The 26,740-nt window shown below is 59.5% G+C and carries 26 protein-coding genes; 13 read left to right on the top strand and 13 right to left on the bottom strand.

Features of this window, described 5'->3' with window-relative positions:
- The 3 genes from ACEWPJ_RS01060 to ACEWPJ_RS01050 all read left to right on the top strand — a co-directional run bounded on the left by ACEWPJ_RS01060 (position 1) and on the right by ACEWPJ_RS01050 (position 6,389).
- Positions 1–4,677 (top strand): MupA/Atu3671 family FMN-dependent luciferase-like monooxygenase, encoded by a 4,677-nt coding sequence (locus ACEWPJ_RS01060; protein WP_416510304.1) that lies wholly within the window; start codon positions 1–3, stop codon positions 4,675–4,677.
- A gap of 47 nt (positions 4,678–4,724) precedes the next feature.
- The gene (locus ACEWPJ_RS01055; RefSeq protein ID WP_416510303.1) at positions 4,725–5,360 is read left to right on the top strand and encodes a 4'-phosphopantetheinyl transferase family protein; all 636 of its coding nucleotides are present in this window, start codon (positions 4,725–4,727) and stop codon (positions 5,358–5,360) included.
- Positions 5,361–5,471: 111 nt separating this feature from the next.
- The gene (locus ACEWPJ_RS01050; protein ID WP_416510302.1) at positions 5,472–6,389 is read left to right on the top strand and encodes a hypothetical protein; all 918 of its coding nucleotides are present in this window, start codon (positions 5,472–5,474) and stop codon (positions 6,387–6,389) included.
- 2 nt (positions 6,390–6,391) lie between these two features.
- Here ACEWPJ_RS01050 and yaaA read toward each other — a convergent pair whose 3' ends face one another.
- From yaaA to ACEWPJ_RS01035, 3 genes are read right to left on the bottom strand one after another with little or no spacing between them, the layout of a single operon-like run.
- Positions 6,392–7,162: a peroxide stress protein YaaA gene (gene yaaA / locus ACEWPJ_RS01045; RefSeq protein WP_416510301.1), complete on the bottom strand. Its 771-nt coding sequence runs from the start codon at positions 7,160–7,162 to the stop codon at positions 6,392–6,394.
- The gene (gene recQ / locus ACEWPJ_RS01040) at positions 7,162–9,213 is read right to left on the bottom strand and encodes a DNA helicase RecQ (protein WP_416510300.1); all 2,052 of its coding nucleotides are present in this window, start codon (positions 9,211–9,213) and stop codon (positions 7,162–7,164) included. The genes yaaA and recQ overlap by 1 nt, the downstream gene beginning before the upstream one ends.
- A gap of 55 nt (positions 9,214–9,268) precedes the next feature.
- Positions 9,269–9,556 carry a YggT family protein gene (locus ACEWPJ_RS01035; RefSeq protein ID WP_416510299.1) on the bottom strand — a complete coding sequence of 96 codons (288 nt, stop codon included), beginning with the start codon at positions 9,554–9,556 and terminating at the stop codon, positions 9,269–9,271.
- A gap of 133 nt (positions 9,557–9,689) precedes the next feature.
- Between ACEWPJ_RS01035 and ACEWPJ_RS01030 the strand changes: the two genes are divergently transcribed.
- The 6 genes from ACEWPJ_RS01030 to arfB all read left to right on the top strand — a co-directional run bounded on the left by ACEWPJ_RS01030 (position 9,690) and on the right by arfB (position 14,886).
- Entirely contained in the window at positions 9,690–10,262 is a 573-nt protein-coding gene (locus ACEWPJ_RS01030; RefSeq protein WP_416510298.1) for an acyl-CoA thioesterase, read from the top strand.
- Between the two features lie 66 nt (positions 10,263–10,328).
- Positions 10,329–11,663 carry an MFS transporter gene (locus ACEWPJ_RS01025; protein ID WP_416510297.1) on the top strand — a complete coding sequence of 445 codons (1,335 nt, stop codon included), beginning with the start codon at positions 10,329–10,331 and terminating at the stop codon, positions 11,661–11,663.
- Positions 11,663–12,574: a penicillin-insensitive murein endopeptidase gene (gene mepA / locus ACEWPJ_RS01020; RefSeq protein ID WP_416512978.1), complete on the top strand. Its 912-nt coding sequence runs from the start codon at positions 11,663–11,665 to the stop codon at positions 12,572–12,574. The genes ACEWPJ_RS01025 and mepA overlap by 1 nt, the downstream gene beginning before the upstream one ends.
- The gene (locus ACEWPJ_RS01015; RefSeq protein ID WP_416510296.1) at positions 12,547–13,437 is read left to right on the top strand and encodes an esterase-like activity of phytase family protein; all 891 of its coding nucleotides are present in this window, start codon (positions 12,547–12,549) and stop codon (positions 13,435–13,437) included. Before mepA ends, ACEWPJ_RS01015 begins: the two co-directional genes overlap by 28 nt.
- 88 nt (positions 13,438–13,525) lie before the next feature.
- Positions 13,526–14,167, top strand: coding sequence for a queuosine precursor transporter (locus ACEWPJ_RS01010; protein ID WP_416510295.1), 642 nt, complete (start codon positions 13,526–13,528; stop codon positions 14,165–14,167).
- A 296-nt stretch (positions 14,168–14,463) separates the two neighbouring features.
- Positions 14,464–14,886, top strand: coding sequence for an alternative ribosome rescue aminoacyl-tRNA hydrolase ArfB (arfB, locus tag ACEWPJ_RS01005; RefSeq protein WP_416510294.1), 423 nt, complete (start codon positions 14,464–14,466; stop codon positions 14,884–14,886).
- A 339-nt stretch (positions 14,887–15,225) separates the two neighbouring features.
- Here the strand turns inward: arfB and ACEWPJ_RS01000 are convergent, their stop codons facing one another.
- The 8 genes from ACEWPJ_RS01000 to ACEWPJ_RS00965 all read right to left on the bottom strand — a co-directional run bounded on the left by ACEWPJ_RS01000 (position 15,226) and on the right by ACEWPJ_RS00965 (position 20,602).
- A complete protein-coding gene (locus ACEWPJ_RS01000; RefSeq protein ID WP_416510293.1) occupies positions 15,226–15,759 on the bottom strand; it encodes a dihydrofolate reductase family protein in 534 nt (177 codons plus the stop codon).
- Positions 15,760–16,012: 253 nt separating this feature from the next.
- Positions 16,013–16,639 (bottom strand): LysE family translocator, encoded by a 627-nt coding sequence (locus tag ACEWPJ_RS00995; protein WP_416510292.1) that lies wholly within the window; start codon positions 16,637–16,639, stop codon positions 16,013–16,015.
- Positions 16,640–16,696: 57 nt separating this feature from the next.
- A complete protein-coding gene (gene gstA / locus ACEWPJ_RS00990; RefSeq protein ID WP_416510291.1) occupies positions 16,697–17,314 on the bottom strand; it encodes a glutathione transferase GstA in 618 nt (205 codons plus the stop codon).
- Positions 17,314–17,712 carry a hypothetical protein gene (locus ACEWPJ_RS00985; protein ID WP_416510290.1) on the bottom strand — a complete coding sequence of 133 codons (399 nt, stop codon included), beginning with the start codon at positions 17,710–17,712 and terminating at the stop codon, positions 17,314–17,316. The genes gstA and ACEWPJ_RS00985 overlap by 1 nt, the downstream gene beginning before the upstream one ends.
- Positions 17,713–17,966: 254 nt before the next feature.
- Positions 17,967–19,025, bottom strand: coding sequence for a class I SAM-dependent methyltransferase (locus tag ACEWPJ_RS00980; RefSeq protein WP_416510289.1), 1,059 nt, complete (start codon positions 19,023–19,025; stop codon positions 17,967–17,969).
- Entirely contained in the window at positions 19,022–19,234 is a 213-nt protein-coding gene (locus tag ACEWPJ_RS00975; protein WP_416510288.1) for a hypothetical protein, read from the bottom strand. The genes ACEWPJ_RS00980 and ACEWPJ_RS00975 overlap by 4 nt, the downstream gene beginning before the upstream one ends.
- 366 nt (positions 19,235–19,600) lie before the next feature.
- The gene (locus ACEWPJ_RS00970) at positions 19,601–20,056 is read right to left on the bottom strand and encodes a GNAT family N-acetyltransferase (RefSeq protein WP_416510287.1); all 456 of its coding nucleotides are present in this window, start codon (positions 20,054–20,056) and stop codon (positions 19,601–19,603) included.
- A 189-nt stretch (positions 20,057–20,245) separates the two neighbouring features.
- On the bottom strand, positions 20,246–20,602 hold the full coding sequence (locus ACEWPJ_RS00965; RefSeq protein WP_416510286.1) for an iron chaperone: 357 nt from the start codon (positions 20,600–20,602) through the stop codon (positions 20,246–20,248).
- 217 nt (positions 20,603–20,819) lie between these two features.
- On the opposite strand from ACEWPJ_RS00965, the gene ACEWPJ_RS00960 reads away from it, so the two are divergent.
- The 4 genes from ACEWPJ_RS00960 (at position 20,820) to ACEWPJ_RS00945 (ending at position 24,242) form a co-directional block, all read left to right on the top strand.
- Positions 20,820–21,167, top strand: coding sequence for a DUF1801 domain-containing protein (locus ACEWPJ_RS00960; RefSeq protein ID WP_416510285.1), 348 nt, complete (start codon positions 20,820–20,822; stop codon positions 21,165–21,167).
- Positions 21,168–21,368: 201 nt separating this feature from the next.
- Positions 21,369–22,247 carry a zinc transporter ZntB gene (locus ACEWPJ_RS00955; protein WP_416510284.1) on the top strand — a complete coding sequence of 293 codons (879 nt, stop codon included), beginning with the start codon at positions 21,369–21,371 and terminating at the stop codon, positions 22,245–22,247.
- Positions 22,248–22,263: 16 nt separating this feature from the next.
- The gene (locus ACEWPJ_RS00950) at positions 22,264–23,565 is read left to right on the top strand and encodes an MFS transporter (protein ID WP_416510283.1); all 1,302 of its coding nucleotides are present in this window, start codon (positions 22,264–22,266) and stop codon (positions 23,563–23,565) included.
- Positions 23,562–24,242, top strand: coding sequence for a sodium:calcium antiporter (locus ACEWPJ_RS00945; RefSeq protein WP_416510282.1), 681 nt, complete (start codon positions 23,562–23,564; stop codon positions 24,240–24,242). The genes ACEWPJ_RS00950 and ACEWPJ_RS00945 overlap by 4 nt, the downstream gene beginning before the upstream one ends.
- Before the next feature lie 246 nt (positions 24,243–24,488).
- On the opposite strand, the gene ACEWPJ_RS00940 is transcribed toward ACEWPJ_RS00945, so the two are convergent.
- Both ACEWPJ_RS00940 and ACEWPJ_RS00935 read right to left on the bottom strand, forming a co-directional pair.
- Positions 24,489–25,316, bottom strand: a complete 828-nt coding sequence (locus tag ACEWPJ_RS00940) for a DUF481 domain-containing protein (protein ID WP_416510281.1) — start codon at positions 25,314–25,316, stop codon at positions 24,489–24,491.
- Positions 25,317–25,462: 146 nt separating this feature from the next.
- The gene (locus ACEWPJ_RS00935; RefSeq protein WP_416510280.1) at positions 25,463–26,386 is read right to left on the bottom strand and encodes a LysR family transcriptional regulator; all 924 of its coding nucleotides are present in this window, start codon (positions 26,384–26,386) and stop codon (positions 25,463–25,465) included.
- Positions 26,387–26,740: the final 354 nt, after the last annotated feature.

Below are 26,740 nucleotides of genomic sequence, written 5' to 3'. Positions count from 1 at the left end.
ATGCCCGCTTTCCGTTCCGTCATAATCGGAAATGAATCTCTCGCGGTCCAATGCGGCGAAATGCTGCTGGATGCCGGGCACACCGTCGAAGCGGTCGTGACCCGCAACCCCGAAGTCCGCGCGTGGGCCGAGGGCAAGGGTCTGACTGCCATCGAAGCTGGAAAAGGCCTCGCGGATCGTCTGGCTGGCACGACCTATGACTGGCTGCTGAGCATCGCGAACCTCGACATCATTCCGCAGGCAGTGATCGACAATGCCGCACGCGGCGCGATCAACTTCCATGACGGGCCGCTGCCGCGCTACGCGGGGCTAAACGCCCCGGTCTGGGCCATTCTGAACGGAGAGTCGCAGCACGGCATCACCTGGCACATGATCGAAGGTGGTGTCGACGAAGGCCGGATCGTCGCACAAAAGCTGTTTGATATCGCACCGCATGACACGGCGCTGACTCTCAATACGAAATGCTACGCTGCGGCGATTGAGAGCTTTGACGATGTGATCGCCACAGCCGCCGCCGCGGAACTCCGCGCAGCGCCGCAAGACCTGTCAGCGCGAAGCTATTTCGCCAAGGATCAACGCCCGACGGCGGCGGGGCGGCTCGACTTCAACGCCGATGCCGACACGCTCGCCGCACAGGTGCGCGCGCTTGACCACGGGGACTATTGGAACCCGCTGCTTTGCCCGAAGATTGAGGCGGGCGGTCAGGTCTGGCTGGTCGGGTCCGCGAAGGTTGGGGAAGGTAACTCCCCCTCCGCCCCCGGAACCATCTTGGCGCGGGATGGCGATGAAATCAGCGTGGCAACCAGCACCGCGCCGCTGATCCTGTCAGGGCTTTGCGACCGTTTCGGCGCGACTGCAAACGCAATAGAAATCGCCGAGGTTGGGGATGTCTTGCCGTCGCCCGACACGGACGCCGCCGCGCAGCTTGACGCGGCGATTGCAGGCATTCTGGCAAATGAACAAAATTGGCGCGAGCGGCTGGAAACCGCAGCGCTGTATGACCTGCCGCTGGTTGGCAAACCCACCGAGGGCGGCGACGTGACGGAACGTGCGCTTGACCTGCCGGACGGGATGACACCAAACCAAGCCTTTGCGGTCCTGGCTGCGCTGACCGCACGGCTGACCGACCAGCCGACGGTCGATTTGGCCTTGCAGATCGACGTCGCCGACACCGCGAAGGGTTATCTGAACGATTGGGTGCCCGTTCGGTTTGAATCCGCCGGGGATTTCACCACCGCACAGACCACGTTCGCCAACGATATTGACGATGCGATCAGGTCCGGCGGGTTCGCCACTGACCTTCCCGCGCGGATTCCGGGGTTGGACGGGCTGCAGGTGCCAGAGGTTGGCCTGTCGCACAACGCTGCATCGGGCCTTGCGGATGGCACTGTGCTAACGCTCGCCGCATCGGATGGCGGCGCAAAACTCCTCGCCGATAGTGCGCGTGTTTCGGACGAATTGCTCGATCTGATGGCGGACCGGATCGAAACGCTCGCCGCCGCCGTTGCGACGCCGGACGGTCAAAATCAGCCGGTGGACAAGCTGCCGATCCTTTCCGACCGCGAACGCACCCTTATGCTGGGTGATTGGAACGACACCGCCGCCGAATACGACGCGAACGCGTGCGTGCATCAGTTGTTTGAAGCGCAAGTTGCGCGAACACCGGACGCGGTCGCCGTCGCGTTTGAGGACCAGTCGCTCAGCTATTCAGGCCTTAACGAAGCCGCCAACCGCGCGGCCCATGTGTTGCGCAGCATGGGTGTCGGCCCCGGAACACTTGTCGGATTGCATACGCGCCGCTCCCCCGCCTTGCTGATCGGGGCGCTTGCGATCCTGAAGGCGGGCGGCGCTTACGTTCCGCTTGACCCAACCTACCCCGCCGACCGCATCGCGCTTTACATCGAAGACAGCGCGGCCCCCGTGATCGTGACCGAAGCGGACATGGTTGACGGATTGCCGCCGCACAGCGCCGACGTCCTCGCGCTCGATACCGATCCGCGTATTGCAGGCGCCGAACCGGGCAACCCGGATAGCGGCGTCGCCTCGGCGGATGTCGCCTATATGATCTACACGTCAGGCTCCACCGGGCGGCCGAAAGGTGTGATGGTCGAACATCGCAATGTGTCGAATTTCTTCACCGGGATGGACGACCGCATCGCCCACGATCCGGCGGGTACGTGGCTGGCTGTCACCAGCCTGTCCTTCGATATTTCGGTGCTTGAGCTGTTCTGGACGCTCTCCCGTGGCTTCAAACTGGTGCTGAGCAATGACGAAACCCGGACGCTTGTATCGGGCGGTAGCGGCACGCGCCGGTCGGGCAGCGGGCGCGGGATGGAGTTCAGCCTTTACTATTGGGGCAACGATGACGGTGTCGGCAGCGACAAATACAAACTGCTGCTGGAAGGCGCGAAATTTGCCGACAAGAACGGTTTTTGCGCTGTTTGGACGCCGGAACGGCATTTCCATGCCTTCGGCGGTCCGTATCCGAACCCGTCTGTGACAGGAGCCGCCGTAGCTGCGGTTACAGAAAATATCGGCGTGCGTGCCGGCAGTTGCGTCGCGCCGCTGCATCACCCGGCGCGGATTGCCGAAGAATGGGCGGTAATCGACAACCTGACCAACGGGCGCGCGGGCATGGCCATTGCCAGCGGCTGGCAGCCGGACGATTTTGTCCTGCGCCCGGAGAATACCCCGCCGAATAACCACGCGGCGATGTTTCAGACCATCGAAGACGTGCGCAAGCTTTGGACGGGCGAGGCGGTCGAATTCCCGACCCAATCGGGCGAACCATTCGCGGTCGTCACGCAGCCACGGCCCGTGTCAAAGCAGCTTGATCTGTGGGTCACGACCGCGGGCAACCCCGAGACATGGAAGAAGGCGGGCGAGGTTGGCGCGAACATCCTGACCCACCTCTTGGGCCAGAGCGTTGATGAGGTCGCAGAGAAGATCGAACTTTACCACACGGCCTTGCGCGACGCCGGGCACGACCCCGCGAACCACAAGGTCACGCTGATGTTGCACACATTTGTGGGCCACGATCGGGACGCCGTGCGCGCCGTCGTTCAGGAACCGATGAAGGATTACCTGCGCGCCGCCGCTGGCCTTATCAAGCAATACGCCTGGGCATTCCCCGCCTTCAAGAAGCCGAAGGGCGTGTCGAACCCGTTCCAGCTTGACCTCGGTTCGCTTGAGCCGGAAGAGATGGAGGGCATCCTCGACTTCGCGTTTGAACGGTATTTCGAGGATTCCGGCCTGTTCGGCACGGTCGATGATTGCCTGAACCGGGTCGATGATCTGAAGCGCATCGGCGTGTCCGAGGTCGCGTGCCTGATCGACTACGGCATCCCGGTTGCGCAGGTGTTGAACGGGCTGATTCCGCTGGCCGAGGTTCTGCGCCAGTCGAACGAAGAGGCAACCGTTGACGATGGCGACTATTCCATCGCCGCGCAGATCATTCGGCATGATGTCAGCCACATACAATGCACCCCCAGCATGGCGCGGATGCTGACGATGAACGATGAATCCCGCGACGCGCTTGCCCGCGTGAAACACATGATGATCGGCGGGGAAGCCCTGCCCGGCGCGCTCGTCACAGAGCTGCGCGGGCTAACCAAGGCTCGCATCGAAAATATGTATGGCCCCACCGAAACGACGATCTGGTCCACGACAGAAACCGCGTCGGACGGGGGCGATTTGGACGACAACGTCGTCAACATCGGGCGTCCCATCGCCAACACCAGCGTTTACATTCTGGATGAGGCGGGCAATCCGCAGCCCATCGGCGTTCCCGGAGAGCTTTATATCGGCGGCGATGGCGTGACACGCGGCTATTGGCAGCGCGACGACCTGACAGCCGACCGCTTTGTCGCCGATCCGTTCATTCCGGCCGACAAGACGCCCCCCGGCGACGCACGCATGTATCGCACCGGTGACCTCGTGCGGTGGCGGGCGGACGGCAAGATCGACTTCCTTGGCCGGATCGACCATCAGGTGAAACTGCGCGGACACCGGATCGAACTGGGCGAAATCGAAGCGGCCATCGACGTGCATCAGGACGTTCGACAGGCCGTTGTCATCGCGCGGGAAGATACGCCGGGCGTCAACCAACTGGTCGCCTACATGACGACCGAAGGCCCGGTCGACGAAGCGGCGCTGCGCGACCGGCTGGCGACCGCCCTGCCGGACTACATGATGCCGGCGCATTTCGTGACGCTCGATAATTTCCCGCTGACGCCGAACAAGAAGGTGGATCGCAAGGCGCTGCCCGCGCCGACGATCCGCACCGTCACCGCCCCGAAACCCAGCGCGGATGTCGCTGCGGGCGACGGATCGACCTTGCAGAAGGTTGCGGACATCTGGGGTGGTATCCTTGGGGCCAATGGGATCGGCGCGAAGGACAATTTCTTTGAACTCGGCGGTCATTCCCTGCTGGCGGTTCAGGCGCATCGGGAGATCAAGAAAACCCTCGGCGCGACCAAGCTGAGCATCACGGATATCTTCCGCTTCCCGACCCTCGGTGCGCTGGCCGCCCGGATCGACGAACAATCCGGCCCTAAAGCCCCTGCCGAAACGCCCGCAGAGACAACATCTGCCGTCAATGAACGCGCGGCGTCACGCAGCGATGCGATGTCTCGGCGACGGGAAATGCGCGCAAGGCGGCAAGCGCGCGGTTCGTGATCGGCGTGGCGGCAGACCGCAAAGCCTTGAAAGTAGCGGCGCGAGGGATGTTCCGAGACACCGTTGGCATCGGTGTGACAGACCCCACCGTGCCGGATCGCGATCTGTTCCCCGAGGAAGCACACGCAATCCGCTCCGCCGTCGAAAAACGCAAACGCGAGTTCGCGGCAGGCAGGGTTGCGGCACGGGCGGCGATGGAACGGATCGGCGCAGAGCCGCACCCCATCCCGATGGCTGATGACCGCAGCCCGCATTGGCCCGTAGGTCTGATCGGCAGCATCACCCATTGCGACGATATGTGTCTGGCGGCTGTTGCGCAGTCGACAAACGTGCGCGCCATAGGGATCGACATCGAACCGAACACCCCGCTGGACGACGATCTTCTCGTCACCGTTTGCCAGACTGAAGAGCGCGATTGGCTGTCCCGCCAGCCGGCCGGTCAGCGTGGCAAACTGGCGAAAGTGATCTTCAGCGCCAAGGAATCCGCCTATAAAGCGCAGTATCCCCTGTCGAAAACGTTGTTCGGATACGAGGGGTTATCGGTGACTCCCAACCTTTCCGCCGGGCGCTTCACGGCCCGGTTTCGCGTGGATGCACCGCCGTTCAGGACGGGGGGCGAGATCACCGGATCGATCGCGCTAACCAACGGTTATATCCTGACGTCCGCCATCATACCGCTATGATCTTGCCTTGGGCGGGCGATGTCTGACATCATCGCGGTATTGTCTATGAACAGATTTCAGCACCGGATTTGACCTATGCACCGTCTAAAACGCTTTAGCACTGCCTTGTTGATGATGCTGCTAGCGGCCTGCGGCACGCTTGGCCGGTGCGGCACGGCGAAGCCGCTTGATCGGGCGGCTTTTGATGCGCTTTACACGCCGGCCCCCGCGCCGCTTGAACAGCCGTTACGGGCGTATCACCTTGGCCATAGCCTTGTCGGGCGGGACATGCCTGCGATGCTGGCCCAGTTGGCCGGGGACGGGCATTCCTACGAAAGTCAACTTGGTTGGGGCAGCCCGCTTAAGGCGCACTGGGAACCGGATGAGCCGATCAACGGCTTTGACGTGGAAAACGACCACCCCCGCTATCGCGACGCGCGGGAGGCTGTGGCCTCTGGCGATTACGACGCGCTGATCCTGACGGAGATGGTCGAAATCCGCGACGCGATCAAGTATTTCGACAGCGCGAGTTACGTCCAGAAATGGGCCGATGCGGCGTGGTCCGCCGACCCGGACACGCGCGTTTTCCTTTACGAGTCATGGCATGAACTGGACGATCCCGAAGGCTGGCTGGAACGGCTCGACCTCGACCTGACCCGCTATTGGGAGGATGAGATCCTGCGCCCCGCCCTATCCGGCGAAAACACCAAGCGCCCGATCTACGTGATCCCGGCGGGTCAGGTTTTCGCAACATTAGTCCGCGCGGTTGAAGACCGCGGCGGCGTCGGGCCGATCGGTGGCAGGGAAGACCTTTTTGCCCTTCGCGATGACGGAACGCGGGACAATATCCACTTCAACGATCTTGGGGCCTATCTGGTCGCGTTGACGCATTATGCGGTGCTTTACCAGCGCACACCGGTCGGCTTGCCCCACAGCCTCACCCGCGCAGACGGAACACCCGCGACCGATCCGGGGGCAGAGGTCGCCTCGTTGATGCAAGAGGTTGTTTGGAACGTCGTCACAAGCTACCCGAAAACCGGCGTGCAGTAGCGCTAGCCTTCATCCCGCAGAAAGACCCAACGGTCGCCTTCGGACATATCGGGCGTATATTTGTATCCGCCGACATCGAAATCCTTGATCGCCTCGGGTTCGGCGCAGCGATTTTCCATCACGTATCGCGCCATTGCGCCGCGCGCTTTCTTGGCGAAGAAGCTGACGATCTTCGGGCCGGTCGGCTTCATTTCCATGAACACCGGCGTGACGATGCGCAAGCCCAGCGCCTTTTCATCGACGGCTGAGAAATACTCAACAGAGGCGCAGTTCAGCAGGGTGTCGGTCTTGGCCCTCGCGGCCGTCTCCTCCAGCGTCTTTGAAAGCGTGTTGCCCCAGTAATCATAGAGTGATTTCCCGCGTTTCGTTGCCAGGCGGCTGCCCATTTCAAGGCGATAGGGCTGGATCATATCAAGCGGGCGCAGCAGGCCATAAAGGCCCGACAGGATACGCAGATGATCCTGCGCCCAGCGCATCGCGTCATCGTCGAGCGTGTCAGCCTCAAGGCCCAGATAGGTGTCCCCCGCGAACATCAACGCCGCTGGGGCGGTGCTGTCCAGGCACGGCGTTTCGCTGAACGCCCGGAAGCGGTCAACGTTCAGTTTCGCCAGCGGCTCGCTGATCCCCATCAGTTTCTGCAAATCCGCAGCGGTGAGGTTCCGCGCCACATCGGCGAGTTCCACCGCCTCCGGCTGAAACGCCGGCTGCGTTATCGGCAGCGCTGTCGTCGCGGTTTCGTTCAACCGTTTCGCCGGAGAGATTACGACCAACATCAGGCGTCTTCCTCTGTCAGAATGTCCAGGAATGCCCGACCGAACCGCTCCGCCTTTTGCGCACCCATGCCGGGGACGCGTTCGATATCCGACAGCGAGGTGGGGCGACGTTCGGCGATATGGCGCAGGGTCGAGTGGTTGCAGGACATGTATTTCCCTGTTCCATCCTCACCGCGCGACAGTTGGGACTGCACGTCGGTCAACCGATCAAACACTGTGCCCGACACGCGCCCGGCCATCTTTCGGCGGGTGGGGTGCATCTCTGGCGCCGCCTCGCCCGTGATGACGGACAGAAACTCCCGCCCGTAGCTTTCCAGCTTTTTCGCACCGACCCCGCCGATCCGCGCCATTTCATCAAGGGTCGAGGGCTTTGTCTCAGCCATTTCGATCAGCGTCCGGTCGTTGAAGATGATGTAGGCCGGCGCGTTCGCGGTTTCGGCCAAGGCGCGGCGCTTGGCTTTCAAGGCAGAGAGGAGCGGCGCGTCCTCGTCGCTCACCAGCGATTTGACCGCCGGTCTGCGCGGAGTGTTCTTGATCGTGTCGCGGCGCAGTTCGATCCCTTGTTCGTCTTTCAGGATCGGTCGCGCGTGTTCCGTCATGCGCAACGCGCCGTGCCTGTCCGGGTCCGGTCGCACGAGGTCATGCCCCATCATCTGCCGGAAAATCGCCTGCCACTGGCGGCGGTCAAATTCGCGCCCGACGCCGAAGGTCGGCAAGGCGTCATGGCCGCGCTGGCGCATTTTGTCGGTTTCGTTGCCCGTCAGGATATCGATCAGATGACCCGCGCCGAAATATTCCCCGGTGCGCAGGATCGCGGAGAGTGCTTTGCGGACGGCTTCGGTGCCGTCAAAGACCTCAGCCGGGGTATCGCATAGATCGCAATTGCCGCAGGGTTCGGCGGTTTCACCGAAATAGCCGAGCAAAGTCTGGCGGCGGCAATGCAGCGCCTCGGCCAGCCCAAGCAGGGCGTTCAGCCGCGCGTGGTCCGCCATGCGCCGTTCAGACGGGGCAAGGCCTTCGTCAATCTGGCTGCGGCGCAGGCGGATGTCGTCGGGGCCGAACAGCGTCAGGGTTTCGGCGGGGGCACCGTCGCGCCCCGCCCGCCCGATTTCCTGATAATAGGCCTCGATGGATTTCGGCAGATCCGCATGGGCGACCCAGCGGATGTCGGGCTTGTCGATGCCCATGCCAAAGGCGACGGTGGCGCAGACGATCAGCCCGTCTTCACGCTGGAACCGGGCTTCGACGATGCGGCGATCCTCGGCCTCCATCCCGCCGTGGTAGTGGCAGGCCAGATGCCCCGCGTCACCCAGCGCTTTGGCGAGCGTTTCGGTCTTGGCGCGGGTGCCGCAATAAACGATGCCTGATTGGCCTTTTCGCGCGGCGGCAAAGCTAAGCACCTGCTGCCGCGGCTGGTTTTTGACCTGAAATGCAAGGTGAATGTTCGGGCGATCAAAGCCGCGCAAGAAGGTCGCGGGCTGTTCTCCGTCGAAAAGGCGTGTGACAATCTCTGCCCGCGTTTCTTCGTCTGCCGTCGCGGTGAAGGCCGCCAGTGGCACGTCAAGCGCACGGCGCAATTCACCGATCCTGAGGTAATCCGGGCGGAAATCATGGCCCCATTGGCTGACGCAATGCGCCTCATCCACCGCGATCAGGCTGACGCCGACGCGTTTCAGCATATTGCGTGCGCCGGACGACGCCAAACGTTCCGGCGCCATGTAGAGGAGTTTAAGCTGCCCGGCGTCGAGCGCTTCCCACACCTCAGCCGTTTCTTCTTCGGTATTGCCAGAGGTCAGCGCACCCGCCGCGACACCCGCCTGTTTCAACGCGCGCACCTGGTCACGCATCAGGGCGATGAGAGGGGATATGACAACCGTCACACCCTCACGGCACAGCGCCGGAAGCTGGAAGCACAGGGATTTGCCGCCGCCGGTCGGCATGATGGCGAGGGTGTTCTTACCCTCGGTCACGGCCTCCACAATCTCCGCCTGTCCGGGGCGGAACGCGGAGAATCCAAAGACGGATGACAGAAGCGCCTGTGTCGGGGGCATTGGGCCTGTTCGTTGTTATGCTCAACCTTGGCCCGACTATTTCACAGCCCGCGCGTCAGTAAAAGAGCGCCGCGTTGTTTTGCAGCACAATCCTGATCGCAATTAGTCCGATGAACGCGACGAGGGGCGCAAGATCAATGCCGCCGGTATCCGGCAGGAAGCGGCGGATTGGCGCGTAGACCGGCTCCAGCAGACGGTTCAGGCCATACCAGATCTGCGAAACGAGCGGCTGGCGCAGGTTCAAAACCTGGAAACTGATCAGCCAGCTCATGATGATATGCGCAATCATGATGAACCACACGATGTCGAGGATCAGCATCAGAATCTGGAATAGCGAAGTCATGTACCGGCGGCCTTCCTGCGGTTTTGGTTCGCACACAGGTAAGCGCCAAACCGAAAAAGGGCAAGAGTGCCGCGAGGTCGCGGTTGACGTTCACGTCAAGCTGCATAGATGGGCGGGTTGAAAGGATCGCCTGATGTACCCGTTTGTTCGCATGTTCAAAGAGCTGTTCGTCAGCCGCAACGCAGCACCGCTGCCGCTGACCGGCACCCATGTCTCACACCATATCTGCTGGCCGTGGGATATCGACATGTGGATGGAGCTGAACAACGGTCGCACGCTGACCCTGTTCGACCTCGGGCGCATCCCATTGGCACAGCGCGTCGGGCTGATCCGTGTGCTGCGCAAGAACCGCTGGGGGCTGACAATGGCGGGCGTTTCGGTTCGGTATCGCCGTCGGGTGAAGCCTTTTGACCGGGTTGAGATGCACAGCCGCGCCGTCGGATGGGACGATAAATTCATCTACCTCGACCAGACGCTATGGAAAAACGGCGAATGCACGACGCAGGCGCTGTATCGCTCTGCCGTCACGGGCAAGGGCGGTGTGATCGCCCCGGCCCGCGTGATGGAGGCGATGGGGCTTGATGACAACAGCCCGCCTCTGCCCGCTTGGGTACAGGCATGGATCGACGCGGATGCGGTGCGCCCGTGGCCTCCGGTCATGGATGAAAGCGCGGTGGACACCGAAGAGATGCGCAAAGCCAGCTAAAGCTTGGGTTGCGCGGCCCGGCCTTTGCCTGTCATATCGGCCCAGCGACAGGGCGGAGGCAGGGCATTGGCAGAAATATCGCTGAAAAAGCGAGTCTGGGGCTGGTTCTTTTTCGACTGGGCAAGCCAGCCGTATAACACCCTTCTTCTGACCTTTATCTTCGGCCCCTATGTCACGTCGCAGTTCAGTGACGGCGCGGCTGGGCAAGCGGCGTGGGCGTTCGGCATCGCAACCGCCGGCATCATAATAGCATTGCTTGCGCCGATCCTTGGGGCGATTGCGGATAACTCCGGGCGACGCGTCCGCTGGATCTGGTTATTTTCGGTCATGTATTTCGTCGGCGCGTTCGGGCTTTGGTGGTCCGCACCTGACGGTTTCAATCTGACCTATGTGATGATCTCCTTCGGGATCGGCCTGATCGGGATGGAGTTTGCGACGATTTTCACCAACTCCATGCTACCCGACCTTGGCCCGCGGGACGAGATCGGACGCCTGTCCGGCAATGGCTGGGCCTTCGGTTATATCGGTGGGTTGCTGGCCCTTGTCATCATGCTGTTGTTCTTTGCGGAACAGGGCACGGGCAAAACGCTGATCGGGCTTGATCCGCTGTTTGGCCTTGATGCCGAACAGCGCGAAGGCACCCGTTTTGTCGGGCCGCTGGCTGCGGTTTGGTTTGCCGTGTTCATGGTGCCATTCTTTCTATGGGTCAAAGACCCGAAGGATCGACCCATCTCAATCGCCAAGACATCGAGCGCGCTGCAAGACCTTGGCCGAACGCTCCGCCGCTTGCCCCGGTCGCCCAGCCTGTTCGCTTATCTCGGCTCCTCCATGTTCTACCGCGACGCGCTGAACGGGATTTTCGTCTTTGGCGGAGTCTATGCGAAAGGCGTGCTGGAATGGAGCATCGTCGATACCGGCATCTTCGGTATCCTGGCGATCATCACCGGCGCGATCTTTGCGTGGGTCGGCGGGCGAGCGGATGCAGCATACGGGCCGAAACCGGTAATAACGATCTGTATTCTGACCCTGGCGTCGGTCGCCCTGCTGATCGTGTTCGTATCGCGCGACAGCGTATTCGGGATTGCCGTGCCGCCGGACTCTGCCCTGCCGGATATCGCGTTCTATGTGCTCGGCGGCATGATCGGGGCCGCAGGGGGCGCGTTGCAATCGGCCAGTCGCACGATGATGGTGCGGCAGGCAAACCCCGCCCGCATGACCGAAGCGTTCGGGCTTTACGCCCTTGCAGGCAAGGCGACATCGTTCATCGCGCCTTTACTGATCGGCATTACAACAACTGTCACCGGAAGCCAGGCCCTTGGCATCACGCCACTGATCGGGCTTTTCCTGATCGGCCTTGTGCTGTTAGCATGGGTTAAACCGGATGGAGAACCTCAGCCATGATCCGCCTTCTCTGCCTACTCTCCCTGACTGTCCTGCTCGGCGCTTGCAGATCGCCTGACGTAACGCAGTCGAGCGCGGCCTCGGCCGTTGAATCCGTCAGCCAGGAACTGTTGGCATCGGTCGCAAAACAACTGTTTGGGGCTGAACGCAACGGCTCTGGCCAATCGCCCGCTCCGTTCGGAAGCTACGCCAAGGGCTGCCTCGCGGGTGGTGCGCAACTGCCGGAAACCGGGCCGACCTGGCAGGCGATGCGGCTAAGCCGAAACCGAAACTGGGCGCACCCGGAAACCGTTGCCTTTGTTCAACGCCTCAGCCGTGCTGCGGCCAACGCCGGGTGGAACGGTCTTTACGTCGGCGACTTGTCGCAACCGCGTGGCGGGCCGATGCTGACCGGCCACAGATCGCATCAGGTCGGGCTGGATGCCGACATCTGGCTGCGACCTGCGATGGACCTGAACCTTTCGGTCCAGCAACGGGAAAACCTGTCATCCATTTCGATGCGTCGCCAAAACGGGGCGTTCGTCAACGGCAACTGGACCCGCACCCATCACGAAATTATTCGCGCCGCCGCCAGCGATCCTGCTGTCGCCCGGATTTTCATATTCCCCGGCGCGAAGGTGCAGATGTGCAACGACGAAACCGGCGACCGGCGCTGGCTGCGCAAGGTGCGCCCTTGGTATGGACACCATTATCATTTCCACGTTCGCCTTGCCTGCCCACGCGGTGCCAGCGGGTGCGTCGACCAAAACCCTCCGCCACCGGGCGATGGCTGCGCCGTTGCACAGCAATGGGTGAACAATATCCTGAACCCGCCTCCGCCTGACCCCAATGCGCCGCCGCCCAAGCCACGACGGGAACTGACGCTCGCCGATCTGCCTCGTCAATGCGCAAACGTCTTATCCTCGCGCTAGGCGGGGTCCTACTTCTCGCCGGATTTGTCGTCGACGCATCCCCGGACACCGGGGTGGCAGAGTTCGTCGGCAAAACCCGTTGGCAGGAGGATCACGAGAAATTCGGCGGCCTGTCCGGCATGGAAATCGGGGCGAACGGCGCGGACCTGATCGTGATCAGCGACCGGGGGAGAATCTTCAAAGCAGGGATTTCGCGAACCGATGGCATTGTCACCGATATCGCGGTGCGATCCGACCTTATCATGCTGAACCCGTCCGCCACCCGGCTGACCCGCAAACAGCGCGACCCCGAAGGGCTGGCCATTGGCCAAGATGGCGCGATTTACGTGTCCTATGAAAACGACACCCGCATCTGGCAATTCTCAACACTCAGCACCGCGCCGACGCCCATGCCGGACCACCCGGCGTTTGAGGATATGCCGAAGAATGGCGGGCTGGAAGCGCTCGCCATCGACGCAGGGGGTGCGCTTTATACACTACCCGAAATTGGCGAAAGCCGCACCGGCCCGATCCCCGTTTATCGGTTCAATGACGGCACATGGGATCAGCCCTTCTCCCTGACCCGCCGTGGCCCTTACCTGCCCGTCGGCGCGGATTTCGGACCGGATGGAAAGTTCTACGTGCTAGAGCGTCACTTCACAGGCTTCACCGGGTTCCGCACCCGTGTCCGTCGTTTCGATGTGGCAGAGGGCGCCGTGAAAAATGAGGAGGTGTTGCTAACCACCTCCGCCGGGCGGCACGACAACCTTGAAGGGCTGAGTGTCTGGCGCGACGACGCGGGCGCGATCCGGTTGACGATGGTGTCCGACGATAACTTCGTCATGTTTCAGCAGACAGAGCTTGTGGAATACCGCGTCCCTTGATCCCCGCCCCGTGTGCGTGCTAGGCAGCGCCGTCTTGCAAATGACGCAAGGCCAAGTCTCCGCTACCTTGCAAAAACGGACCAGATTTATGAAACGACTTCTTCCCGGCATTCTTGCCATGGCCACCATTGTCGTGGCGTCAAACATCCTTGTGCAATTTCTGTTCGGCAACTGGCTGACCTGGGGCGCGTTCACCTACCCGCTGGCGTTCCTCGTCACCGATGTGATGAACCGCGTCTACGGCGCCCATGCCGCACGCCGTGTGGTGTTCGCGGGGTTCGTGGTCGGCATCGTCTGTTCGCTGATCGGCTCGCAGATCATGATTGAGGTCGCGCCGGGCATCCTCGCCCCCGCTGTCGCGTTGCGGATCGCCGTCGCCTCTGCCGTTGCGTTCATGACGGCGCAACTTCTTGATATCGCGGTGTTTGATCGCCTGCGTCACGGCGCATGGTGGCGCGCGCCGCTGGCGTCCACGCTGATCGGATCAATCGTCGATACCGCCCTGTTCTTCACCATCGCGTTCTCTGCATCGGTCGTGATTTTCGGCCCCGAGGCGGACGCCGCAATCTCTTGGGCGTGGGAGCCTTTGCCCTTCCTCGGACGGGGCGCTGAGGTTCCGCTCTGGGTCTCGCTCGCCGTCGCGGACTGGCTGGTGAAACTGTCGCTCGCGATCATCGCGCTCGTGCCGTTTCGGGTCATTGTCAGAAAAATCATGCCACATGCTGCGTAATTTCTTTTGACAAACACAAAATCTGTGGCACGCTTCAACCTGTGAATAACAACCAGAAAGGAGGTGCCTATGATTATTGGGAAACAGGAGCAGCTGGTGAAGGTTTCGAGCGGGGTGTTCGTTTAGGGGGCAGCCCCTCTATGCAAACATCTGGCTTCAGGGCTGACTGATCCCTGCTTGCCACCTCCAATTCTCGAGGAGAGCCCTTGCGTCCGCGCGAGGGCTCTTTCATTTCCAACCGATATCCGCAGATTGCCGGCCTTCCGGTTTCGCCACGAAACCCGTAGCCTGACCCCATGTTGCGCATCACCGACACCATCACGATCGAAGACTGGGAACTGACCGAGAGCTTCACCCGCTCCTCCGGCCCCGGCGGTCAGAACGTGAACAAAGTCTCAACAGCCGTAGAGCTGCGGTTTGAGGCCGAGCGCTCCCCCAACCTGCCCGACCCCGTCAAACGCCGCCTCCGCCGCCTCGCCGGACGGCGTTGGACAACCGACGGAGCCATCGTGCTGCGCGTCGAAGAGACGCGAAGCCAAGCCCGCAACCGAGACATCGCGCGGGAAAGGCTGGTGGACCTGATCGAACGCGCAACCCACGCGCCGAAGCGAAGAGTGCCGACGAAACCGACCCTCGGCAGCAAGAAGCGGCGGCTGAAGGCGAAGAAGGTGCGCGGGGAGGTGAAGGCGTTGAGGGGGAGGGTTGAGGGGGAGGGTTGAGGGGGAGGATTAGGTGGGCCGCATCGGGCTTGGTCATCATGTTCTTAAATGACAGGTATGAGTCCAATTGACGGATGCTGCCGACGAGACGAACGGCGGCTTTCGGATGCTCGCCGCAGTAATGCCGTATCAACCGTAGTTGATCTTTGCGACGCATCCCATTCTGATCGTAATGCCTCCGCCTGACCAATGAAGTGGTCATCGGTCGTATGACACGCGGTCATTTGATCAATTCGAAAGTGCCGACCTGCTATTGTCTCGATCACGTGCCGCCTCTGCGCAGGGAACCGAAGCTGCCGTTCGAATGCCTCCAGCAGTGAAGTACCCGAATGGCGAGGTTTAGCATGCCACTTCGAATTCCTGAAAGACGTATCCGCCATCATATTGCTGCGTTTTGACATGGCGCAATTCTGGAGAGGTGGCTGAGTCTCCGAAGAGGCTGACACCGCCGCCAAGAACCACCGGCGCACGTTTCAAACGAACAAGATCAATAACGCCCATCGATAGAAGTGACCCGGCAAACGCCCCGCCGCCACAAAGATATATCGGCCCGTTCGATGAGGTCTTGAGCTCTTTGAGCAGCTTGACATCAGTCGTATCATGCACGGTGACATCGCTGTCGTCCGGCAATTTTATGGACTGCGAGAATACAAGCGTTCTCATATGCTGGTAGGGGTTCTGACCCGGCTTCAAACCGAAACGGTAGCCAAACTCGTAAGTCTCCTTACCCATTATGGCGACGGCATAGCCTGCCAACCGGGCGAAGTAATCCTCTACGATCGGCCCCTCTTGGGCAAACTTTGAAATGTTCCCTTCGGGACCCGAAATATAGCCGTCGATTGAAACGGCAACGTCATAGGTGATGGGATGCATTTCGTGCTCCACAAATAAGTTCCAACGTGCCCGAAGGCAGCTTTTGCATTGGGTCTTATTTGATCACTGTCAGAGCACTCCTACTTGTTGGCACCAATAATAGCCCCGGAAAGCCTGAACGGCAACGGTTGGCATCTCGTTTTGAGCACATTCAGCCCGCACGCACTGTAGACACAGTGCCTCAGGGTTCAGGCAATTGTCGCCGGTTCAATCCGGCGGTCGCTATTCGGAGTGACTTGTCGCCTGTGGACCTTCATCGCTCCTGAAATGCCAATCTGATCCCAAGCGCACAATAGATGCTCCCAACGACCTTCGACTGCCAGCGTTGGACACTCGGGTTTCGACGAAGGAACCGGCCGACATGCCCAGCAGCAAATGCGACGACGAGCGTTGCTACAGCGCCCATCAATACGAACAGTAAGCCGAGGATCATCAACTGCATCGCGATATGTCCAAGTCTCGGATCGACGAACTGGGGCAGGAACGCAAGAAAGAACATTGCCGATTTCGGATTTAATATCTCTGCGACGCAAGCTTGGCGAAAAGCTTGACGCACGGAAATCGGGACGGTGGCCTCTGGTTTGGTATTCAAACGCCCTTCGAACAAGGAGCGCAACCCGATGTAGATCAGGTATCCCGCGCCAAGTAACTTGATAACTGTGAATGCCTGCGCCGAGGTCAGCAGAATTGCGGAAATCCCAACGACGGCCATGACTGTGTGAACGAGATCGCCAAGCGCAATACCAAGGCTTGTCGCGACCCCTACGCGAGCCCCCGAAGTTGATGACCGGGTGAGCGTCAGCAGGATCGATGGTCCGGGAAAGAACACAAAGCCCGTCAGAATGGCGATGTAGGTCAGTAAGGTCGACAATTCGGGCATGGCGTGGATCTTTCTCTGGCCGCCTGTGGCGCATACCTTATGCGCAGATCTTGCTGCTTATTCCACGTCAGTATCAGAGAGTCCCTCGCTTACCAAAGCCTCCCGCACAGCGTGTCTCGTCGCGATATCGCCGGAGTGGCGCAGCAGCGCTGGCCAATCAGTGAGCGAAAGTTCCTGATCGCCCAGCCAACGACAGACCGTGAAAAGATAGATGTCTGCTAACGAGAAGTCGGACCCCATCAGATAGTCATGCTGATGCAAATGGCTTTCCACAACGGCCAGCCGTCGTTTCAGTTGCTCCCTGCCCGGCTTCAGAAACACGTCTGGCGTTGTCGGTCGAAATAATGGACTGAAGCTCTTGTGGATCTCTGTGCCGATATAGTTCAGCCATTCCAATGCTCTGAAACGCTTCATCCCGGACGCCGGCAGCAAAGCGGCGTCGGGCGCCAGCGCATCGACATATTGCAGGATCACAGAAACTTCGGTCAGAAGCTGGCCATCGTCCAACACCAAGGCCGGCACATAACCCTTGGGATTGACCTCACGATAGTCGCGATCATGCTCTGTCCGTCTGGAATGATAGTCGACTTTCACCAAACCAAATGGCAGATCGGCTTCGCGGAGTGCGATATGAGGCGCTAAAGAGCACGCTCCGGGCATGTAATATAGCTTCATCACAGACCTCTAGGTAGGGAAGCAGGAACATTGTCGAGTACGACCAAAGCAAGATCGTAGGATTCCCCGTTTGCTTCCTCCATCTTGTGTCCCGATCCGGTCAGGTCCGCCGCCAGAAACTGATCTCCGGGGGCCAACACCCGCGCATCACCGTTGCTGGTCAGAATCCGAACCGACCCTTTCAAGACAGTTCCAAGAACCAGCGCTGGCGCGCAGTGCCAATCGTCTAGGTAGTCGGCGGGATGATGCATCACCAACACGCCGCTCGCAGACATCGTAGGGGTGACCATGTATCCTGACGGCGATGGCGGTGTGAAATCGCCTGCGATTACCTGCCAAGTCTCATCGACGAAACGGGATTTCCCGTCTTCGCCCGCGTAAATTTTGACGTAGTTCATGTTGTGGATCCTATTGGATGGAGGCGATCGCATAGAGTCTGTAAAACAGATATTCGGATCATCTTTCATGCAGCCCTTCCAATGAAAAATTGGCGTTCACATCAACGATGCATCTTTGCCTAGAAAATCGTGGTGCTTCATGTGGCGCAAAGTCGGATTCGACGGTATTGCCGACCGAACTGAGGGAACAACACGCATCTGAATTTCCACCATGCGTCACGGGCGGGCCGATCCCCCGGCCCGCCGGTATCGCGTTACGCTTTTGCCTGCAGGATCAGGTTGAACGGGGTGCGGGTCGCTTCCGCCAGCCCCGAGAAACCGGCATCGGCAAAGACATCCGAAAGGCGGCGCTGCCCGGCTTGCGCACCCAGCACATGCGTTCCGTTCTCCGAAATCGCATGGGCACAACAGAGCGTCGTGGACGCCGCGTAATACAGTCGCCCGATGGGGTTGATGTTGTCCTCCACCCGATCCTCGGCGGCGGGTTCTACCAGCATCACCGAGCCACCTTTGGCCAGTGCTGACCGGGCATGCCGGGCGGCGGACACCGGGTTGCCCATGTCGTGCAGGCAGTCAAAGAAGCAGACCAGATCAAGATCGCGTTCGGCGTATCCTGATGCATCCGCAACCTCGAACGTCACGCGTTCGCTGACGCCAGCCGCCGCCGCGACCTTTCGCGCTTCGTCAATCGACCCTTCGTGAACGTCATAGCCGTAGAAGGTGGAATTCGGAAACGCCTGCGCCATCATCACGGCCGAATGACCGTGGCCGCAGCCAACATCAGCCACCCGCGCGCCGCGCTCCAGCTTTTCGACGACGCCATCAAGCGCGGGCAGCCATTCCTGCACCAGACTCGCAGAATAGCCGTTGCGGAAAAACGCCGCGACCCCGCAGTAAAGCCGCCCGTCATGGTCGCCCCACGCAACGCCGCGCCCGGTGCGGATCGCCTCGATCGCCTTCGCTTCATCCGCCCACATCGATGCGACGACCTGCCATGCGTGCGGCAGATAGACCGGCGAGGTGTCATCGACGAGGATCATCGCCTGCTCTGGTGTCATCTCATAAAGATCTTCAGCGGGGTGGTAATTCACATAGCCGCCCGCGACCTGACTGTTCAGCCATTCGCGCACGTAACGCTCGGCACAGCCAGCCCGGTTTGCGATTTGCACGGAAGTCATCGGCCCTTGCGCCTCCATCGCCTTGTAAAGACCCAGCTTCGTTCCGATGCTGACCATGACACCGCCATAACCCGCGGAAAGGTCCGCAAACAGGCGCTCGACATGAAAGTTAAGCATTTCGGGATTTACAGTCATTCGTCATCTCCGTCTTGTGTGGATGTGTTCGATTTTGGCGCGGCGAAGTGCACCGCTTGTTGATTTGCAGGGGCTGCGGAGACATTTCCTTCTGCGCCCACCCAAGGGGCAAATTCGAGCCTTGGGAACAGCATCTGGTCGGCGTCCGCCGCCTTTGCACCCAGCACCAGCGCGGCAGCCAGTAGCACTGCGTATCTTGAAAATGTCATCTCTGGTCCTCAAACCTTCAGGGGTCGAAACTGACCTCCGATTCCGTCCAGGCACTGTCTGCGACAACCGTGGTGGTGACCGTTGTAACCAGCGTGGAAATTTCCGCTGAGAGCGTGGTATTTCACCCGATGCGGCGGCTTGATCCGCGTTGCCGTCTTTGAGCGAAAGAATATGCTGCGCCCCCGAACGAAGGTTCAGTTTCGGGAAGCTGGTTGAGTGATATTGGGTGGAGCCGCAAGGCCGTTAAGGGTCGTCAGATCCGACTCAGACTACGCTGGAGAAGCCGGACGTGACTTCATTAAGATTGGAGGTCTGTTGCATTCTGTCGCCGTGCTCGGCTGTGCCAAAGAGAAACTCAGTCAAAATCAATTTAGGGACAGATCAAAGTGCAGAACGTCTTCTCGTTGCCCCAGTTTGGTGTAGAGCGCGACGGCCGGACCATCCTCGTAATCAGCTTGCACGTAAAGCGAATAGGCGTTTTGTGCTTGTGCGATCTTGACGAGGCCGCCGATGAGGGCCGTTGCGACGCCCTTGCGCCGGTGGCTCTGAGCGGTCGCGATGTCGTATAGGTAGATTTCCGACCGCTCCTGCTCAGATTTCATCAATTCGTAGGCGACCGCTGCGCCGACGACGGTATCATTGGAGAGGGCCACCAACGCAAAGATATCGTCACGACCCAATAGATCACGACGATATGACACCCCGGGACGTGCCGAAGCGTAATTTTCGGGGTCCTCGAACGCTTCGGAGAAGAGATCAAGCATCGCCGTGAAGTGTTCGGCGTCTTCGGGTTGCAGGCGGTGGATATGATAGTCGAGCATAGCGCCGAATCTGATCCATAAAAAGACCCGGCGCAACCTAGCAAGCCCGCGTTTTTCAGGAGGACGATCTCCGACCCGGTCAGCCGTCTTAGGCGAAACGAACTTCAGCGCACGACGCAGCGAATGGCAGCAATGTGGGCTGCGACCGCGAAATTCCAACGTTCCGGCGAAGGTCGGCTCTGGGCCGGTTCACAATCCGAGCTCCTTTCGTGAAGCAAGGGCGAGTTTTGCAACCAGTTCGTCGGAGATTGGTTTACTCGGGGAAAAAGTGACGCCAGTTTTGGTCGCCTTGAGCCCGGACGCGGCGATATCTTCAGCATGAGCGGTGATTGCGCCGTTGCTAACGTAGAGGCCGCATTGTTTACTGAACGCAGCAAAACCTGCAATGATTGATTTTCCGAACCCAAAACCCGGCATATCATACGCGATGATCTCTTCTGCGTCGGGTAGCGTTAGGGCAAGCTGAGCTCTCAATTGGACCAGCAACGGTCGGAGATGTTCCGGTGTGGCGGCGATGTAAGCGTCGTGACCAGTAAACTCCGCCATGCGTCACTATCGCAATTCAAGTGGTCTGCCGCAACTGCAAGAACACACCCTGTCAGCTTCATTCTTTCTTCTGGCGGCGGCAATGGCAATCCTCTGTTCGAACTATGCTCCGGACAAACCCATATTGGCCGAGACCCCTCTAAAGAAGTCACTGTTTTATCTATCCGAACGATTGTAGGGCGTAGTGTCGGACACTGTTTCCCAAATAGGAAGTGCCATGAAACTCGACATTGAGAGATGGCTCGCGGAGCTATTCGAGAGCCAGCGCGAAATAGCGGTCGAACTGCGGAAGCTTGGGCTATTACACGGTCAAGACCTGCGAGAAGAACTCAGATGGAACCAGCCGTCTTTCTACAAGAAAATCAATGATCTGCAACATCCAGAAAGCCAAAGAGCAGGTTTCTCTTGGCTTCGCAGAAGAACGGTACTTGCCGATCCTGATGGGTTTCTTGTGGGCCGAGATGGTCAAATGCGGCATGTGAAAGTGCCGCTGCAGGAAGTCATGAACCGCGATGCCTTGGCAAAGTTCTTGAGGGAAGCCGTCAAGCTCGACATGAACGTGTGATCGGCTGGCTGGGGACGTGATTTGGTTCGGTTCGTGATCGCCTATCCGTTCATCACACCGTGCTTATCTCGTGACAAGTATTTGGATATTCGCGGATTTTGAACGTAAGTTCGTTTCATGGGAACAAGAGTAATCACACCGCTGGCGGCGTTTGACATCCATGGCGGTAAGGCCAAACCGGTCCTGAGCGAACGAATGGATATGGAACCCGCAGCCGGATTCCGCTGGCTGCACCTGGATTTGCGCGACCAGGGCCTGCCGCCCTGGATAAGGGAACACCTTCCCGATATTGCGGGGCGCGCGCTGTTGCAAAGCGAGACCCGCCCGCGATGCGAGCGCTTCGAAGATGGGCTGATACTCAACCTGCGCGGCGTCAACTTGAACCCGGAGTCCGATCCCGAAGACATGGTGTCCCTGCGGTTGTGGGTCACGGGCAATGCGATTGTCTCGGCACGAATGCGCAAGGTCTGGGCGGTGGATGCCATCCGTGAGGCTGCCGAGGCGGGAACCGCTCCCGAGTCGGTAGGGCGTTTTCTGGCAGAACTCGCCAATGGCCTTACCAGCCGGATCGAAACAGTGTCGGTGGGATTGGAAGAGCAGACCGATGAACTGGAAGAAACCATCTCGGAAGGGCGGCCATTGCCCACTGGAAAACTGGGCCGAATCCGGCAGGCCGTGATAAAGATGCGGCGGTTCATCAACCCGCAACGCGAAGCGATTGCCGCGCTGGCTGCACTGGAGGGCTGGATCATCACGCCGGACGAACAGGCCCTGCTTCGTGAAACCGCCAACCGCACCCGCCGGATCGTAGAAGAGCTGGACGCGACACGGGATCGGCTTTCAGCCCTTCAAGATAACATCGACGCTGAACGCGCCCATGCGCTCAGCCGCAACAGTTATGTGCTGTCTGTTGTTGCTGCGATCTTCCTGCCGCTGGGTTTTTTGACGGGTCTTTTCGGTGTGAATGTGGCGGGAATGCCCGGAACGGCGACGCCGCAGGCGTTTTGGGTGCTGACCGTTTGTTCGATAGCTGTAGGGTTGGCCCTGTTCCTGATCTTCAAGTTTTCAAAATGGTTGTAGAAGGTCGACTGTAATCATGGTGAGAAGTCTGCTTCCATTGTCCGCTTTGCTATTGGGATCGGCCTTTTTGCTGTTTGCCGGAGGCGTCAACGGGTTGATCCTACCAATTCGCGGGGAGGCCGAAGGATTCACTGCGGCGTCACTCGGCCTACTCGGAACGGGGTGGGCCATCGGTTATGTCGCGGGGTGCCTGCGCACGCCTGCACTTGTGGTCCGTGTCGGACATATTCGTGCGTTTGGGGCCATGTGCGCGATTGCGGCAATTGCGGTGTTGTTATCGCTCGTGCTTATCACGCCTTGGGTCTGGATCCCTGTGCGGGCTTTATCCGGCTTTTGTTTTGCCGGCGCGGCGATGATCGTAGAAAGCTGGCTGAATGAGCGGGCAGATGCGTCCTCGCGCGGGCGCGTGTTTGGCATCTACACCATGGTTAATCTGGCTGCGTCCACAGCGGGGCAAATGGTGCTCACATTGGGCGACGCGAGCGGCTATTTCTTCTTCGTGTTGGCGGCGATGGTCTACTGCCTCGCGCTTTTGCCCACGGCCATCAGCGCGACGACTACTCCGCGACCACTGACCAAAGTCTCCTTGAACCTGCGCGGGTTGTGGAAAAACTCACCCATCGCGGTGTTTGCCGTTCTGATGGTTGGCATATCAAATGCCTCTTTCGGGACATTGGCGGCGGTGTATGCCGCACGGATCGGCCTAAGCCTCAACGACATAGCGTTTTTTGCCAGTATCCCCATTCTGGCCGGGGCGGCATCGCAAATCCCTGTGGGCATCGCCTCGGATACATTTGACCGGCGCAGAGTTCTAATAGGGATTGCGGTCTTTGCCTTGATTGCGGACGGGTTGTTTATCTTTTCCGGGCTTACCAATCCGCTTGTGGCGCTGAGCCTTGCCGCGCTGTTCGGTGCCTCGGTGTTTGCCATGTATCCGGTGATTATCGCTCACGCGAACGATCACGCGGAACCGGGTTCGTTCATTCAGATCAGCGGGGGATTGTTGTTGGTCTACGGCATCGGCTCTATCATCGGGCCGACAATCGCGGGATTTGCGATGACTACCTTTGGCGCGTCCAGTTTGTTTGCGGTGACGGGAACAGCGCATATCTTGTTGATCCTGTTTGCCGTGTTCCGGCTGCGGACGGCTCCGGCAGTTGCCCAAGAAAACAAGGTTGTATTCCAGGTTAAGCCAATGGCGCGCGCATCGACGCCGGAAACGGCCGCACTCGCTGCAGATCAGGCTGAGCTCGAAGCAGATCAGGCTGAGCGCTCGGAGAATGCTGAGAAGGCAGTAACGCCGAGCATTAGAGAATGAATGCCACGCTGCTTGTCTGTATCGGCCTCGCCGGGCTGGTGGTAGGCGGCGAAATGCTGGTGCGGGGTGCGGTGTCAGCCGCCAAGTCCCTTGGGATTTCGCCAATGGTCATCGGCGTGACATTGGTCGGCTTTGGAACATCAACGCCAGAACTAGTTACCAGCGTGCAGGCAGCTTTGTCAGGGTCATCCGGCATCGCCATCGGCAATGTCGTGGGAAGCAACATCGGGAACGTGTTGCTAATCCTCGGTATCGCCGCCCTGATCGCGCCCGTTGTGGTCGATCCAAAAGCGTTTAAACGTGATGGTGCGGTACTGATATCCGCGACGTTTTTCTGTCTCGGCGTTGTGCTTTTCGGCGATGTAAGCCGCGTTGTCGGCATGATGTTCTTCTTGGCGTTGATCGTCTATCTAAGCTTCACGCTTCGGTCCGAACGACGTGGTTCTGGTACGCCAGCCGCCGCCGTTTATGAAGATGAGGCAGAGGCCGTGCTCGGTCCAGATCACGCAATCGGGATGGCAATCGCTATCGCCGTTTTGGGTCTGGTAATCACGATCCTTGGCGCGAACTGGCTGGGTGATAAGCAGACGAGAAGGCGGTGCGTTCGTGCTTGCCTATGTAGCCTATATTGGCGTGCTGCTGAGGTTTTGAGATGTGCTTGCCTTTTGCGCGGATAGCTCGAGCACCCGGAAAAACAATGCTGCGGAGACGGACGTAATGACCCTTGCCCCCGCGCTTCTCCTGCACCCTTCCTGAGTTCTGGAACCTAAACGGTGTTGTAGCCGCGTATAGCTTAATTCGAAGAACCAATCGCTCCTCTGAGCTTAAACTGTATCTATGCAACCGATACATCATCAGCGAAACTAAAAAAGGAGGCGGATTTCTCCGCCTCCAAGTTTGAAAAGCACCTTTTTTTATTCGGCTTAGAAGCCGAGGACCAGAGACAGGCCCAGGGTGTTGTCGGTCGAGTCGAGGCCCGGCAGCGGGTCAGAGTTATACTCTGTCCGGTAGCTGACGCGGGTCGACAGGTTGTCCGACACACGGAAGTTCAGGCCAAGATCGTTCGTCGCGATTGTGTTTTGCGACGAGCCGAGGATGTCGGTGTCGTTGGTCAGCGACACGGTGTCGGTCAGACGGTAGAAGTAGCGCGACGATGCCAGCAAACCTGCCTCGGTGTCGGAGTTGCCGAGCTGATCTTCGATGTAACGCACGCCAGGGCCAGCTTGCAGACGCCATGTCGTGTTTTCATTGTTGATCACACGGTAACCGGGACCAGCGCCGAGGAACGCGTCACGTTCGTTGGTTGCAAAGCCGTCATATTCCATCCGCGCAATGCCGAAGACATAGAAACGGTCGTTGAAATAACGGTTGCCTTCGTAGGTGGCGAACAGTTTTTCTTCGTTTTTGACGCCGTTTGCTTCGCCGTATTCGATTGCGAAACCAAAGCTGTGGTTCCAAGGGCCGACGCCGTAGGTCAGACGACCAGCACCGGAAACTTCGCCAGTGTCGGTGTTACCCGATGCGGCAGAGGCGGTCAGTGCGACCGATCCGCGCCAGCCTTGCTCAACCCCATTCGGGCCGAAGCGGGCTGCGTCTTCGCCGCGTGCGAGATCTTCGTTCACGTCGTCTTGGATTTCGTCGATCCGGTCATCCAGTGCTTCGGTGCCGACAAGGCGGCCTTGGCCGAAAGCAGGGGCAGCAATCAACAGAGCCAGTGCCGAAACAGTGGCGAGTTTAGAAACTTTTTCCATGGGTCTATCCTTTCCCAACAAAGTGACCCGTCCTTTTCGTGGACCGGGAGCATTTCTGCTAAGACGGATATAGAAACAGGGATGACATAAGTTAAATTCAAATTACTCATTCATAAAACGAGTATCACTTATGTGAGAAAAGGCCTTTATTCTCCGAGGATTTCGATCTCGCCATCCTCACTTATGTTGCGCAATTGCACCATAACGGCCTCTTGCTCGGTGTCGGTCTGCGCAAGGGCACGGTTCAATGTGTCCTCGGCGATCGCCGCAACCTCAGGATCGAGGTCATCTCTCCACACCGACCAGATCGGATAGGGGAATCGTGGCGCATCGCCGACCAGAAACAACGCCTTCGCGTCGATGTACCGTTTCACATAGCGCGCGGGTAAATAGGCCGCATGATTGCGCCGCGCGATATAATCCGCCGTCATCGCACCGAGCGAGAACGTAAGCCCGGGGTTCGTCAGGTCAGGCAATGCGCTGGAGTGGGCGTGCAGGAACTCCGGCCCCCAATCGACGAACAGGTAGTTGTCCCGCACTTCTTCGATGATCGGATCGGGCCATGAGGCGACGAGGACCAGTTCCTCCTCCATAAGCGGTCGAACGGACAGGCCGGGGCGCAGTTGCGGCGTATACATCAGCGCGACATCGACGACCCCCTCGATCAGAAAGCGGGTCATTCGGTCCGGCATGCCAAGCTCTGCCCTGAGGTTGAGGTCGGCCATCTCAGCCCGCAACCCGTCGATCCAGCGAAACCCCAAGCGCGGCCATAACGAATACTCGGCCCCGACCGTCAGGCTTTTGCGAAACCCGTCCGGTATCGCGACTTGCTGGCGGGCTTCTTCCCAGATCTTGATCAGGCTGAGGGCATAGTATTCGAACTCCCGTCCCGCCGCCGTCAGCTCCGCCCCGGCCTTGGAGCGTGTGAAGAGCGGCCGGCCCAGAGACTCCTCCAACCGCTGCACACGAAGCGACACGGCGGATTGCGTGACGAACAGGCGTTCAGATGCAGCTACGAACGATCCCGTTGCGGCGACTTCGAGAAACGTCTTGATCAGCGAAATATCCATGACATCTATCCATGATAAATAGTCATGTGAATTGCAAATATTATTCACTGTTCTATTGCGCTGATTGACCCTACTTAATGCCCATGCGGGGACAAGCCAAAGCGATCCGCAGTCTCAGGGTTGCGACCGCCGGGTGGCGTGGTCCCAACACCACAAGACCAACGCTTGTCTCCGCATTGCACTTTCGGATGTCAGCCGAGTCTTTCGGCAAGACGTTTGTGTTAGCGTCCGGACAGTTGTCCATCGTCAGAAATTTCTCGCCGATGTGTGGAGTTTAATCTTCAAGTTCCAAGGGTCACTGTTTCTGCGCCCAGGGGTACGTCGCAAAGGTCCGCTTTAGTTCGCAGACTGTGA

This window comes from Aliiroseovarius sp. YM-037 (assembly GCF_048060095.1).
Classification (GTDB): domain Bacteria; phylum Pseudomonadota; class Alphaproteobacteria; order Rhodobacterales; family Rhodobacteraceae; genus JBLUOA01.
This window is presented reverse-complemented; position numbering and strand designations above follow the sequence as displayed.